Here is a 13,216-nt window from a genome sequence, read left to right on the forward strand (position 1 = left end):
ATCCATTCTTGTTTCTGCTTTCATTATAGCATAAAAACGCGGAAAAGAAAGCACTTTTTATTCGATTTTGCATTTTCATCATTTTAGAGATGCGGGAGCGGCCGAACACCGACGCTCTGTGCAGCATGCACAAATAGTGCGACAGTGTTTTGTGAAATATGCGAAACTCCATTCTCGCTATATAAATTTCTTGCGCAATCACCCTCCGCGCAAAACGCGGGAAACACCCCTATCGATCGAAAGCGTGGCTTCGGTCGGATGCTTTTACGGCTCCAGTCGATTCATATCGCGCGGGAACATGGAAGCGTCGCGCACGTTGCCGAGACCGAGCAGCTGCATCGTCAGCCGTTCCAGACCGATGCCGAGACCGCCGTGCGGCGGCATGCCGTATTTGTGCAGGATGGTGAAGGATTCAAACAGCGTTTCGTCCATCTTGCGGGCGCGCAGCTTGTCGATCTGTTCCTGATAATCGTGGATACGCTGTCCGCCGGTGGTCACCTCAAGGCCGCGGAACAGCAGGTCGAACGACAGGGCAAGCGTCTTGTCCTCCTCGTCGTCCTTGGCGTAGAACGGGCGCTTGGCTGAGGGGAAGTGGGTGACGAATACAAATTCGCTGCCGTGCGTTTCCTTGGCCCAGTTGCACAGCATGACCTCTTCGTCCGGGTTCAGGTCGTAACGGTTCTTGGATTTGTGGCCGTATTTCTCCTGCATGATCTCCTTGGCTTCATGGAAGCGCACGGAGGGGATGTCCTTCACCTCGGGTACGTCGGCCTTCAAAAGGGCGAGCTCCTCGGCGCAGTTCTCCTTCACATACTGCATGACAAAGCGCAGCATGCCGGTCTCCATCTGCATAACGTCGTACATAGAATCGATATAGGCCATTTCAAAGTCCAGACCGATATATTCGTTTAAGTGGCGCGACGTATTGTGGCGCTCGGCGCGGTATACGCTGCCGATCTCGAATACGCGGCCAAACGCGCCCGCGAGGTACTGCTTATGGAATTGGGGCGACTGCGCCAGATATGCCTGCTGGCCGAAATAGTCCAGCTTGAACATGTTGGCGCCGCCCTCCGCGCCGGCCGCGACCAGCTTGGGCGTGTGGATGTGGGTGAAGCCCTGCGACTTCATATATTCGGCAAAGCCGTCCGCGATCGCGCCCTGCACGCGGAATACCGCCTGCTTAATGGGGTGGCGCAGCGTGATCGGCCGCAGCGGCAGGTCGACGTCGAGCGAAAGCCCCATGTATTTCTTGCCCAGCGGTACAGGCAGCTGTTCATAGGGTCTCGCAAGGATGTTAATCGCGCTCAGAACTACCTCCACGCCGTGCTCGGCGCGGGGCTCCTCATGCACCTTGCCGGTCACTTCGACGACCATGGCGTCGCGCACGTCGGCGCGCTGCGTTTCGCCCAGCGCGTCGCCTTGGAAGGTGCACTGGATCAGGCCGCGCTCCACGCGGACGATGATAAACGCGAAATCCGACATGTCGCGCACGCGGTGCACGGTGCCGCGAAAGGTGACTTCGCCGCCGACGCTGGCCCGCACATGGGCGACCGTGTCGACATACTGCTTGGGATCGGATACAAATTCTATCATTTTATAACGCCTCTCTAATCAGCATTTTTATATAGAGTGATAATACAGAGTAATATTATACCACAGGATGACTGTTTAGACAAGTTTTTGCGTGAAAAAAGCGCTCTCCACAGCAAAAACTGCGAAGAACGCTTTGGTATTTTACAGTCGTCTCTTAAGCCTTGCTAAAATGGCCGCGAATTCGGCCTTGGCCTCGCCGGAAAGGACGATGGTCACCGCATAGGTCAGGCCGCCCGCGCATACCGCGAGCGCCAACCGGATCAGGTTGCCGAACGGCAGCAGCGTGCACGCAAAGGCCGCCGCGCCGCAGAGGAGCGAGCATACCACGATGCGGACCAGCGAGCTTGCCGGCACATGGAACAGAAAGCGCCGCCTGACGCGCGCGCTGGTGATGATAAAATAGAACGCAAACGCAATGATGGAGCCCATGGCGCCGCCGGTAAAGCCGCACAGCTTCAAAAGCGCCAAGCTGCACACCACCTTGACGACCGCCGCCGCCGCGCTGTTTTGCAGCACGTGAATGGTGGACTGTTCAAGCTCGTACGCCTTGTTGGCGTATTCGGTGAGACCCATAAAAAGCATGGCAAGCGCGGTGTAGGCGATCACGCTCGCACCCGCGTCGTATCCTTCGGCAAAGAGGAAGCGGGAAAGCGGCAGGGAAACCGCCGTAAGCCCGGCGACGGCGGGGGCCGCGATCAGCAGATACAGCCGCACGCCCTGATCGAGCAGGGGCTTCGCGGCGTTCACGCCGCCCTCGCGCCAGCCGCGCAGCACCGCCGGGTACACGCCGCGCATGATGCCGACCGATATCATGGTAAAGATGCCCGAAGCGATCGAGTTGTTGGAATTGTAAACGCCGAACAGCTCCTGCCCGTAAAAGCCGGTGACGAGGTAGCGGTCGATCATGTTTAAAAGCGCGACCGCGATCGAAACGCCCATGAGGGGCACGCCGTAGGCAAAAAACTTTGCAGCAGCGGCTTGGAAAAGTACCGAAGCCGCGCGACCGCGGGGATGGAGAGCGCGATCACCGCGCCAATGCCCGCCACGCCATCCGACAGGGTGTTCGCCAAAATGGCGGGGGCGGGGGACGGATAGTTAGACGAGCCGTGCACGATGAGGTAGGCGATCAGCAGCTTGCAAGAGGCGGAAACTAAGCTTAAAACGATCGAAGCCCGCATGCGTCCGAGCTGAATCAGCGCGGCGTTCAGTATTTGAAAGATCGTATAGCTGAAAAACATGAACGCGCCGCCGATCCAGATCGGGTCGCGCGTTACCGCCGCGGCAACGCCGCTGAAAACCGCCGCCGCGCCGCAAATGAGTAGATAGATGGTAGATACCGTGGAAAAGAGCGCGCTGCCGCGGTCCTTGTGGTATTCCTCGCCGACATAGCGGGTCGCGGCGTTCGCCATCCAGCCCGCGATGATCAGATAGCATAGCTGCACGGTCGTATTGACGATACCGAACGCGCCCACCGCGCTTTTTGTAAAGATGTGCGTATAGAGCGAGGAGCACGCGATCACCAACAGCCCTTCCACTACCTTTGCGGGCAGAAAGAGCATCGCGTCGCGCGTCATGGTGTTTTTTCTTTGCAGGCAAAACGGTTTGCCACTCCTTTGCCGGAATCGCCCTTTGCCAACCATATCCAGAAAGGCCGGGCGCATATCCGCATAATTACAATCAGTATACCATAAAACCCTACACTTGACAATGCTGTGAGGGATGCGGGTATAAAAACTTGTGCTATTCGCACAAAAAATGAAAGAATAGTTCTACGTCGAATTATATCGACTATTAATAAAATACTTAAAATAAACATTGACTTTTTACGTGGATACGTTAAAATAACAATAACCTTTAAATTAACGGCGATAAAAAGGAGGTGAATCCGGGCAAGGCACAGCGCGCGTTTCTCTGGACATGAAACCGTATGATCCGGGTAAGAGAGCGGATCATGAAACCTTGACAATGGAAAGTGAGTGAAGAGCAATGAGTAAGAGAATGTTTGCAAAATCGATCGGTTTGGTAGCGGTAAGTCTTAGCGTTTTGCTTTCTGGCTGCGCGGGGGGCGGAACCGGCGGCGGTACGGAAAAAGAGGCCGGCGGCGACAAGCCCGTGGGCGATACGATCAAGGTCGGCGTGGCCAACCGCACGTTTAAGGAATCCGCCTATCTGTTCATGCAGCAGGGCTCGGAGGCAAAGGCCGAGGAATACGGCAACGTGCAGATCGACTGGCAGGCCTGCGATCTGAACATCGCCAACCAGAAAAATATTGTGGAAAACTTCATCAGTCAGGGCTACGACGCGATCGTGATCGAGCCTTGCGACTCGGTTTCCATGGTGCAGCAGGCCCGCGAGGTGCGGGACGCCGGCATCAGCCTGATCTTTATTGAGCAGAAGATGGACGGCATTGCACCGGATATTTGGATCACCGGCAACAACTATCAGCTCGGTTGCTTGCAGGTCGAGGATTTTGTAAAGCGCTGGGGCGAGGATCAGCCCGCCAAGTGCGTCATGCTGGCCGGTTCGGACGGCGACTACGCGGCCGAAGAGATCAAGCGCGGCGTGCAGGAAACGGTTGCCAAGTATCCGAATCTGGAACTGGTGTTCGAGCAGACGATTCAAGACTGGGACCGCGAAAAAGCAATGAAGTCCATGGAGGACGCGATCTCCGTGCACGGCGACGCGATCAACGCGGTTTTTGCGGCGAACGACGGCATGGCGCTCGGCGCGTATAAGGCGGCGCAGAACGCGGGGCTGGAAAAGGATATGTACTTCTACGGCGGCGATAACGATCAGGAGACCAACGAAATGATCCTAGCCGGCGCGGAGAACATTTTTGTGGTGGACCGCGGCTCGTTCAGCCATGGCGAAATGATCACCACGGCGGCGGTGCAGCTGGTAAACGGCGAGGAGCTGACCTTTGACGAGACCGACGCGGACGACTACAAATGCAAGTGGGCGCAGCTGACCATGGTCGGCTATGACAATCTGGAGCCCAGCAAGATCAAGTTCCCCGAGCTGTTCGAGTGATCCGGCGGCGCCGGATACATAAACCGTGAGGGGAAAGGAAAAGCAAATGAGCCATATCAAAATGGAGCGGATAACCAAGCAGTTTCCGGGCGTGGTGGCGCTGAACGATGTAACGGTGGAGTTTGAACGTGGAACGATCACCGCGCTGTGCGGGGAAAACGGCGCGGGCAAATCGACGCTCGGCAAGGTGCTCGCGGGCATATACGACCATAAATCCTACGACGGCGCGATCTATGTGGACGGCAAGCAGGTGCAATTCCGCAACACGCTGGACGCGGAAAAGGAAAAGATCGTGCTGGTGCATCAGGAACTGAACCTGATCCCGGACCTGACGGTGGAGGAAAACGTGTTTCTGGGCGATTTTCCTGTGAAGATGGGCCACGTCGATTACGAAACCATGACCCGCCGCACGCTGGAAATCTTTGAGGAGCTGGACATCCATATCGACCCGAAGGAGACCGTGCGCAACCTGTCCACCAGCTTGCAGCAGATGGTCGAGATCACCAAGGCCATCGCCCGCGAGCCGGAGGTCGTCATCTTTGACGAGTCGACCAGCTCGCTGACAGCCAAGGAGATCGGTGTATTCTTCGCCATCCTGCGCAAGCTGCGCGACAAGGGGGTCACGCTGCTGTACGTCTCCCACAAGCTCGAAGAGGTGTTCGAGATCTGCGACCGCGTCGTCATTCTCAAGGACGGCGCTTATGTCAACGAAGCGCCGGTGAGCGAGATCGACCGGGACACGCTGATCACATGGATGGTCGGCCACGGCATGAGCGGGCAGTTCCCGCCGCACGACAAGGATCTGGTGCAGCACGGCAAGGTGCTGTTCGAAATAAAGGATTGGAGCGTCTACAAGACCGGCACGTCCAAATCGGAGGGCCTGAAAACCGTGGACGGCATGTCCTTTCAGGTGTGCGCGGGCGAAGTGGTGGGTCTGTACGGGCTGATGGGCGCGGGCCGCACGCGGCTGCTGAATTCGCTGTTCGACAGCGAACGCTATCCGCACGAAGGCCGGATCTTTGTAAACGGCAGGGAAGTGAAGAACCACACCGCCGTGGACGCGATTAAAAACGGTCTGGGCTATGTCACCGAGGACCGGCGCAAGACCGGCCTGTGCCTGATCCACTCGGTCAGCGACAATATCCTGCTGGCCTCGCTGCGCAATTACGCCAACCGGCTCGGCTGCATCAGCGACAAGAAGGGCTCGGACGCGCGCGCGGACATGGTGAAACGGCTGAGCATCAAGGTGGCGAACGTGGACAGCTCGGTGGCCAAGCTGTCCGGCGGCAACCAGCAAAAGGTGATCTTCGCCAAGTGGCTGCTCAACAGCCCGCATGTGCTGCTGCTGGACGAGCCGACGCGCGGCATCGACGTGGGCGCGAAAAAGGAGATCTATTCCATCCTGCGGAAGCTGACCGAGCAAGGCGTCGGTATCGTGCTGGTCTCCTCGGAAATTCCGGAGGTCATGGGCGTGAGCGACCGGATACTGGTGGTCAAAAACGGCCGGATCGCCGCGGAGGTGGCCCGCGCGGAAGCAACCGAGGAGCTATTGCTCCATCATGCGATTGGAGGGTAAAGGTATGACGCTTTTAAGAAAGATCGATTGGAAAAAATACACCTCGGTCATTGGCTTGGTCTTGCTGTGCATCATTTCGATCATGCTCAACGACAGCTTTTTGACGCCGCGCAACCTGATGAACATCGTGCGTCAGCTGGCCGTGCCCGGCCTGCTGGCCATCGGCATGACCTACGTGATCATATCGGGCGGCATCGACCTTTCGGTCGGCGGTATCTGCGCGCTGGTCAGCGTGCTGTACGGCATGCTGCTGCAAAAGGGCGTTCCGTTCGGCGTCGCGGTGCTGGCGATGCTGGGACTGGGTCTGCTGCTGGGCCTGTGCTACGGCTTCTTCGTGGCCAAGGTGGATATCCCGCCCTTTATCGTCACGCTGGCGGGCGTCAATGTGTGCAAGGGCATCGCGCTGGTGCTGACGGACAGCGCCGCGGTCGGCGTGACCGATCCGTTCACGCTCGACGTGGGCAGCCTGAGCTTGCCGACCGCGCCGGCGCTCGTCCTGCTCGCGGCGGCGGCCGTATACTGTGTGTACAACATGGTGCAGGGGGCAAAGGCAAAAAGCTTCCGCTGGATCAATATTCTGTTCCTCGTCATTTTGGCGTACAGCGCGTATCTGGTGATGAACAGCAAGGGCATCCCGTATCTGGCGCTGATCTGCATCGCGCTGATCTTGGTTTTCAACTTTGTATTGAACCATACGGTGTTCGGCAAGGGCATTTACGCGGTGGGCGGCAATATCGACGTAGCGCGCATGGCCGGCGTGAAAACGGTCAAGGTATTGATGAGCGTTTACGTGGTGGACGCGATGCTGGCGGCGCTCGGCGGCGTACTGACCGCGGCGCGCCTTGGCGCGGGCGCGCCGACCATCGGCACCAACTGGGAGCTGGACGCGATCGCGGCGGTCGTCATCGGCGGCACCAGCATGACGGGCGGCTCGGGCAAGCTGACCAAAACCGTGATCGGCGTGCTGCTCATCGGCGTACTGAACAACATGCTGTCGCTGATGAACGTGCAAACCAACGTGCAGATGATCTTTAAGGGTCTCATCATTCTCGGCGCGGTCGTGCTCGATAAGGTGACCTCGAACAAGCGGTAAACCAAAAAAACAACCTCCTCGCGCCGCAGCGCGCATAAAATAGGATTTTGCCGTTTGCGGCAAAATTCATAAAAACCGGGAGCATGTATCTCGGTTTGCTCTCATTTAATCGCCGCACGGCGGCGGTCAGTGGATAGAGGCCTACGGGCTATACAAACCGACTTCAAGTGTGCCTGAAAGGCGCGCGCAGAAGTCGGAACTCTCGATCGAAATGGGGCTTTGTTTCGATCGACAGTCAAAAAAGCTCCTGCCGAAAACGCGGCAGGAGCTTTTTTGATATTGGAATGGTTCAGCCCTTGTAGAAGTCCGGGCGGTTTCGCACCGCTTCTGCCACGACTGCTTACTCGCATTAATCGTTGCCAGCCGTTATTTTAGGCTTTCCACGGATCGATCAGCACCTTCATGCTTTCCGGAGTCATACTGGTCTGAACGGCTCTTTCGGCTTCGTCCAAGGAAAAGACGTGGCTGAAGAGCCGGGGCCACGGGAAGCGGTCCTTTTCGCGCAGCATCATTTCCATCACCTGCTTATAGCAGTTGTGCGTGTGGTTGGTCATGCCGATGATGCGCAGGTTGTTCGCGCAGATCTCGTGCACGTTGACAGTAACGCCGCCGCAGTCGACAAAGTTGCCGGGTTCGAGATACATGCCTGCCTTGCGCAGATAACGCAGGCCCTCGGGAAAGGCTTCGGGCCGCCCGACGCACTCCACCGCGATATCCGCGCCGCGTCCGTTCGTCTCGGCCTTGACACGGGAAATGCGCTCCTCTTCGCTCGTTTGATGCACATTCATCACGATGTCCGCGCCGAAGGCCTTCGCGATATCCAGCTTGTAATCGGAAATATCGGTCGCTATGATCTTGCCCGCGCCCATCATGCGCGCTTTGATAATATGGGCCACGCCGAGCGGGCCGCAGCCCTGCACGACGACCGTGTCGTCGAAGTTGAAGCCCTCCAGCGAAAAACCGCTGAACTCCTTGGCCTTGTCCAATGTGTGCGCCACGCACAGCACCTCGGTAAATGCGGCCATTTCGTTGGGCAGCCCATCCGGCACCTTGTAAAGGCGCGCGCCCGGCTCCACATAGAGGTACTGCGCAAAACCGCCGTACAGGTGGTTGCCGTCGTCGCACGAGCGCATGTTGCCGTAGCTGAATTGCAGGTGCTCGCACCAAGGGTAGCTTGGTATGTTTTTGCAGTACCAGCACTTGCCGCACACCACGTCCGGGCAGATGGTCACGCGGTCTCCTACCTGCAGCACGGCGCCGTCGTATTCCAAACTGCGCGCGCCCTCCTCGTCAATCGCGGCGATCTCCATCACGATTTCGTGCCCTTGAATGATGGGGAAGGGCAGATCGATTTCGTTTTCCGTGCCCTTGTACTGCACGGTCTCGCCGCTGTAGCTGTGCTTATCCGTGCCGCATACGCCGGCCATCAATACCTTGCAGATGGCCGCGCCGCGTCCCAGCGCGGGCATGTCGAAAATGCGGGTCTCGATGTGGCCGGGCTGCGTGAGCACGGCGGCTTTTACGGTTTGTTCCATTGGAATTGTTCCTTTCTGCGCCCGGCGCACCGGGCGGTCTATATTTTTTTATGATGCGCGTGGGCTGACGGCTCACGTGATCTCCATGCCGGCCCTCTCTCCGGCCGCGGCCGCTTTTATTTGGTCCGGCCGCACGGCCCGGTGGAGTTGCGGAGAATCAGCTCGGGCCGGAGAAAGGTCTTGCCCTGCACGTGCGCGTTCGGCATGTTGACCGCTTGCAGCAGGCGGTCGACCGCGTGCCGGGCAAGGTCCTGAAAGGGCTGGCGTATGCTGGTGAGCGAGGGACGATGCATTTCGCCGATGTCCAGCCCATCCAGCCCGATGACCGAAACGTCGCCCGGCACGCGCAGACCGTGATCGGCCAGCGCGTTGATGGAGGCGAGCGCGCCGACATCGAACTGCGCGAACAGGGCGGTGGCGTCCTGAAAAGCGTCCCGGTGCGCGGAGATCGTCGCGTAAGTAGACTGATAATCCGCCGCGCAGGTGAAAACGAGCGAGGGATCGTAGAGAATGCCGAATTCCCGCAGCGCTTCGCGGTAACCGCCGGTGCGGTCCGCGAATTCATCGAGCGGCGAGGTCACGGTGGCTATGCGCCGATGGCCCAGATCGATCAAATGCTTGGTCGCCAGATAACCGCCCGCAAAGTTGTCCGTGTCGATGATGTTGGCCTGCTTGGTGGAATGACGCAGGTGGTAGATGAGATAAACGTGCGGTATGCCGATGTCGTTAAAGTACCGGTCGATCGTTTCGTCGTACTCGCGGTTGATGATGATAAACCCTTCGATCAGGCCGAGCGCCAGCAGATCGCGCAGTTTATCGATGCCCGCCTCGCCGCCGTAATCCAAAAGCGGCATGGCGTAATAGTTTTCCTCCTCGATAAAGGAATTGAGCACGCAAACAAGCTGGTTAATGAACAGGTCGTCGAAAAACATGTGGCGCATCATCAGCACGCCGATGGCCTTGCGCGCAGGGGAGCAAACGGTCTTCCTCGCTTTTTGGCGTACCACGTAGCCGTTGGCGCGCGCGAGCGCACGGATCCGCTCCTTGGTATCGGGCGAGATCTCGGGCCGGTCGTTCAGGCTGCGTGAAACTGTGGATTGGCTGACCCCTGCGAGTTCGGCAAGCTTTCTGGTGGAAATCATCCGTGCCACTCCTTTCCTTGGCTTGCTTTCCATGATAAGAGCGCCGATGCGTAAAAGTCAACGGGAAATGATGCAGAAACGGCAAGAAATTGTGCATCATTTATGCATCAAAACACAATAAAACGCCTGTAAGAACACTAAAATGTTGTTAAATTGCACAATGGGTTGAGGCGGAAACGGGAGGGAGAACGCGTAAAACCGCTGCCGGATCAAGAGACCGGCAGCGGTTGTGGGTATTTCTGTAAAACGCTTTGTGCGCTATGCATAAAGTATGGCGGATACATCTTGTAAAATGCAATAAAAATGCACTTTTGATGCGGTGATGCGCTTTTGATGCACGGAATAGTGCAGTTTTTCCGTTGACATCGGTGTGCAAAATCCATGATAATTACCGTAACAGATGCGGCCGAATGAAGCAGGTTGACGGGAAACGATGCGAAAGGCGAAAGAGCCCGTGCATCAAGCCGATGCCTGACGACACGGCCGAAGCTGCCTTGTAACAACAAACAACGACAATCGGTAAGGAGTGTAGAGTATGTCCAAGATGGTAAAAGCAGCGGTGGTAGAAGGACCGGGCAAGATCGGCTTTCGTGAAATTCCCTATCCCAAGCTGGAATACGGCGACGGCGGCGCGATCATGAAGAGCATTGCCTCCGGCATCTGCGGCACGGATAAGCATACCTTTAAGGGCGAGACCAAGCAGAACGGCGGTACCGCGACCGAGTTCGAGGCCGCGTACCCCCTCATCCAAGGGCACGAAGCGGTCGGTATTGTCGAGGAGATCGCGCCCGGATCGGTGCGCAAGGATTTTTACGGCGAAGAGCTGCGCCCGGGCGACCGCATCACCTTCTGCCCCGACATCGTCTGCGGCGAATGCTACTATTGCCGCACCGCGCCGTGGTACCCGTGGTGCGAGGACCCCTCCCGCGAATGCTATGGCAACAGCATGTCCTGCGAACAGGGCAAGCGCCTGAACGGCGCCTTTGCGGAATACATGTACCTGTATCCCAAGGCCTATCTGTACAAGGTGCCGGAAAAGCTCTCGAACGACCTTGCCTGCCTGACCGAGGTCATGTGCGTGACCTATTCGCTCGATAAAGCCAAGGAGATGTTCGCGTTTGACGGCGAGGGCTTTGAGTTCGGCGGCGCGGTCGTCGTGCAGGGCTGCGGCCCGCTCGGTCTGGCGCACGTGATCAAGGCCAAAATGCTGGGCGCGGGCACGATCATCGTCACGGATATTTCGGATTATAAGCTGGAACTGGCCAAAGCGTTCGGCGCGGATATCTGCCTGAACGTGCTAAAGACCACGGCGGAGGAGCGCATCGACATCGTACGGCAGGCGACGCACGGCTTTGGCGCGAACGTGGTCTGCGAATGCTCGGGCGTGCCGACCGTCGTGCCGGAGGGCCTGAAAATGGTGCGGAAGTGCGGCGTTTACCTAGAGGTCGGCCACTTTGTCGACGTGGGCCCCATACAGGCCAACTTCCACGAGATCTGCGCCAAGGATATCCGCATCGTGGGCATGAACAACCACGCGGTGACCGGCTACCGGCCCACCATGGAAATGATGCTGAAGCACGAGCACGATTTCCCGTGGGAGAAGTTTTTCAGCCATCACTTTAAGCTGGATCAGTATGAAGAGGCGATCAAAACCAGCATGTCCCCCGAAAGTATGAAGGTCATCGTGAGCTGTTGGGACTAAGGCGGACGGCGGACAGCCAGAGAGGGGAGAGGACGCATGGGCGCTGAAAGAACCGGCACCCCCATCGTAGAATTTCGCGGTATTCGGAAGGAATTTCCCGGCATCGTCGCGCTGGACGATGTATCGATGAAGATCTGGCCGGGCGAGGTGCACTGCCTGCTGGGCGAGAACGGCGCGGGCAAATCCACGCTGATGAAGATCTTGACAGGCGTGTACCACCCGGACGGCGGCGAAATATGGATCAATGGCAAAAGAGTCGAAGTCGGGGACATCCATGAAGCGCAAAAGCTGAATATCGGCACGGTGTTCCAAGAAAACAGCCTGATCCCGCACCTGACCGTGGCGGAAAACGTATTTCTGACGCGGGAGATCAAGAACCGGATCGGCCTGATCGATTGGCCTAAAATGTACGCGGAGTGCCAGCGCTGGTGCCGCGAGCTCGGCGTGGAGCTCGATCCGCGCGCCCGGGTGGGCCGGCTATCGGTCGCGCAGCAGCAGATCGTCGAGATTGTCAAGATGTTCTCGCAGGATCCGCACATCGTCATTCTGGACGAGCCGACCTCGTCGCTCTCCGACCATGAGATCGACAACCTGTTCGACATCGTGCTGCGTATGCAGAAAAAAGGCATTACCTTTATCTATATTTCCCACCGTATGGAGGAGATCAAACGCATCGGAAACGGCGGCACCGTGCTGCGGGACGGCAAATTCGTCGCCGCGATCGAGGATGTGCGGAGGCTGGAAATGGATGAGATCATCTCGATGATCGTCGGCCGCGCGCTGGATGAAAAATACCCCAAACGGGAGCCTCGCATCGGCGAACCGGTCATGCGGGTAAAAAACCTGACCGTGCCGCGCACGATCTACGATATCAGCTTCGAGGTGCGCCGGGGCGAGGTGCTGGGGTTTTCCGGTCTGGTCGGTTCGGGCCGCACCTCGACCGCCAAGGCCATCTTCGGCTCGCTGCACCGCACGTCGGGCACGGTCGAGATCGGCGGCAAGCCGGTGTCGATCAAAAGCCCGCATGATGCGATCCGTGCCGGGCTGGGCCTGCTGCCTGAAAACCGGAAGGAGGAGGGGCTGGTGCTCAACCAGTCCATCGCGTGGAACACCACGTTTGCCGCGATCGAGCATTTTCGCAAGGGACCGTTCATCGATGAAAAACAGGAGCGCCGAAGCGTGATGGACTACAAGGAGCGGCTGAGCATTAAGGCGCCCGATGTGGAAAAGCAGGTCAAGTATCTGTCCGGCGGCAATCAGCAGAAGGTGGTGTTCGCCAAATGGCTGTGCGCGGACGCGGCGATTTATATCTTTGACGAGCCGACGCGCGGCATCGACGTGGGCGCGAAAAGCGAAATTTACAGCATCATCAACATGCTGGTCGCGGAAGGGAGCGCGGTGATCGTCATCTCCTCCGAACTGCCCGAGATCCTCGGCGTGTGCGACCGCGTGCTGGTGTTCCACGAGGGGCGCATCACGGCGGACCTTGACCGCGCGGAGGCGACGCAGGAAAAGATTATGTATTACGCGATTGGAGGAACGTGA

Annotated in this window: 10 protein-coding genes; 5 read left to right on the forward strand and 5 right to left on the reverse strand. The window is 58.0% G+C overall.

The window, feature by feature from the left end:
• Positions 1-264: 264 nt before the first annotated feature.
• The 3 genes from aspS to RWV98_RS04755 all read right to left on the reverse strand — a co-directional run bounded on the left by aspS (position 265) and on the right by RWV98_RS04755 (position 3,167).
• Positions 265-1,593 carry an aspartate--tRNA(Asn) ligase gene (gene aspS / locus RWV98_RS04745; RefSeq protein WP_317864121.1) on the reverse strand — a complete coding sequence of 443 codons (1,329 nt, stop codon included), beginning with the start codon at positions 1,591-1,593 and terminating at the stop codon, positions 265-267.
• Positions 1,594-1,734: 141 nt separating this feature from the next.
• Complete coding sequence (locus RWV98_RS04750; protein WP_317864122.1) at positions 1,735-2,532, reverse strand: lipid II flippase MurJ; 798 nt, start codon at positions 2,530-2,532, stop codon at positions 1,735-1,737.
• A complete protein-coding gene (locus RWV98_RS04755) occupies positions 2,502-3,167 on the reverse strand; it encodes a hypothetical protein (protein WP_317864123.1) in 666 nt (221 codons plus the stop codon). The genes RWV98_RS04750 and RWV98_RS04755 overlap by 31 nt, the downstream gene beginning before the upstream one ends.
• A 412-nt stretch (positions 3,168-3,579) precedes the next feature.
• Here RWV98_RS04755 and RWV98_RS04760 point away from each other — a divergent pair, with 412 nt between their 5' ends.
• Genes RWV98_RS04760 through RWV98_RS04770 form a run of 3 tightly spaced genes read left to right on the forward strand, consistent with a single transcriptional unit; the run spans position 3,580 to position 7,292 of the window.
• Entirely contained in the window at positions 3,580-4,623 is a 1,044-nt protein-coding gene (locus tag RWV98_RS04760; protein WP_317864125.1) for a sugar ABC transporter substrate-binding protein, read from the forward strand.
• A 46-nt stretch (positions 4,624-4,669) separates the two neighbouring features.
• Positions 4,670-6,199 (forward strand): sugar ABC transporter ATP-binding protein, encoded by a 1,530-nt coding sequence (locus RWV98_RS04765; protein WP_317864127.1) that lies wholly within the window; start codon positions 4,670-4,672, stop codon positions 6,197-6,199.
• A gap of 4 nt (positions 6,200-6,203) precedes the next feature.
• The gene (locus tag RWV98_RS04770; RefSeq protein WP_317864129.1) at positions 6,204-7,292 is read left to right on the forward strand and encodes a sugar ABC transporter permease; all 1,089 of its coding nucleotides are present in this window, start codon (positions 6,204-6,206) and stop codon (positions 7,290-7,292) included.
• A 371-nt stretch (positions 7,293-7,663) separates the two neighbouring features.
• Here RWV98_RS04770 and RWV98_RS04775 read toward each other — a convergent pair whose 3' ends face one another.
• Together RWV98_RS04775 and RWV98_RS04780 are read right to left on the reverse strand one after the other, a co-directional pair.
• A complete protein-coding gene (locus tag RWV98_RS04775; protein WP_317864131.1) occupies positions 7,664-8,827 on the reverse strand; it encodes a zinc-binding dehydrogenase in 1,164 nt (387 codons plus the stop codon).
• Between the two features lie 116 nt (positions 8,828-8,943).
• Positions 8,944-9,969, reverse strand: a complete 1,026-nt coding sequence (locus RWV98_RS04780) for a LacI family DNA-binding transcriptional regulator (protein WP_317864132.1) — start codon at positions 9,967-9,969, stop codon at positions 8,944-8,946.
• A 535-nt stretch (positions 9,970-10,504) separates the two neighbouring features.
• Between RWV98_RS04780 and RWV98_RS04785 the strand changes: the two genes are divergently transcribed.
• Positions 10,505-11,671, forward strand: coding sequence for a zinc-binding dehydrogenase (locus RWV98_RS04785; protein WP_317864134.1), 1,167 nt, complete (start codon positions 10,505-10,507; stop codon positions 11,669-11,671).
• Between the two features lie 36 nt (positions 11,672-11,707).
• Positions 11,708-13,216 (forward strand): sugar ABC transporter ATP-binding protein, encoded by a 1,509-nt coding sequence (locus tag RWV98_RS04790; protein WP_317864136.1) that lies wholly within the window; start codon positions 11,708-11,710, stop codon positions 13,214-13,216.

This window comes from Agathobaculum sp. NTUH-O15-33 (genome assembly GCF_033193315.1).
GTDB classification, from domain to species: Bacteria; Bacillota; Clostridia; order Oscillospirales; family Butyricicoccaceae; genus Agathobaculum; species Agathobaculum faecihominis_A.

Excerpts from the sequence above, each read along its gene's own strand:
- aspS (WP_317864121.1), bottom strand. The coding sequence starts at position 1,593 with ATGATAGAATTTGTATCCGATCCCAAGCAGTATGTCGACACGGTCGCC.
- RWV98_RS04750 (WP_317864122.1), bottom strand. The coding sequence starts at position 2,532 with ATGGGCGTTTCGATCGCGGTCGCGCTTTTAAACATGATCGACCGCTAC.
- RWV98_RS04755 (WP_317864123.1), bottom strand. The coding sequence starts at position 3,167 with ATGACGCGCGACGCGATGCTCTTTCTGCCCGCAAAGGTAGTGGAAGGG.
- RWV98_RS04760 (WP_317864125.1), top strand. The coding sequence starts at position 3,580 with ATGAGTAAGAGAATGTTTGCAAAATCGATCGGTTTGGTAGCGGTAAGT.
- RWV98_RS04765 (WP_317864127.1), top strand. The coding sequence starts at position 4,670 with ATGAGCCATATCAAAATGGAGCGGATAACCAAGCAGTTTCCGGGCGTG.
- RWV98_RS04770 (WP_317864129.1), top strand. The coding sequence starts at position 6,204 with ATGACGCTTTTAAGAAAGATCGATTGGAAAAAATACACCTCGGTCATT.
- RWV98_RS04775 (WP_317864131.1), bottom strand. The coding sequence starts at position 8,827 with ATGGAACAAACCGTAAAAGCCGCCGTGCTCACGCAGCCCGGCCACATC.
- RWV98_RS04780 (WP_317864132.1), bottom strand. The coding sequence starts at position 9,969 with ATGATTTCCACCAGAAAGCTTGCCGAACTCGCAGGGGTCAGCCAATCC.
- RWV98_RS04785 (WP_317864134.1), top strand. The coding sequence starts at position 10,505 with ATGTCCAAGATGGTAAAAGCAGCGGTGGTAGAAGGACCGGGCAAGATC.
- RWV98_RS04790 (WP_317864136.1), top strand. The coding sequence starts at position 11,708 with ATGGGCGCTGAAAGAACCGGCACCCCCATCGTAGAATTTCGCGGTATT.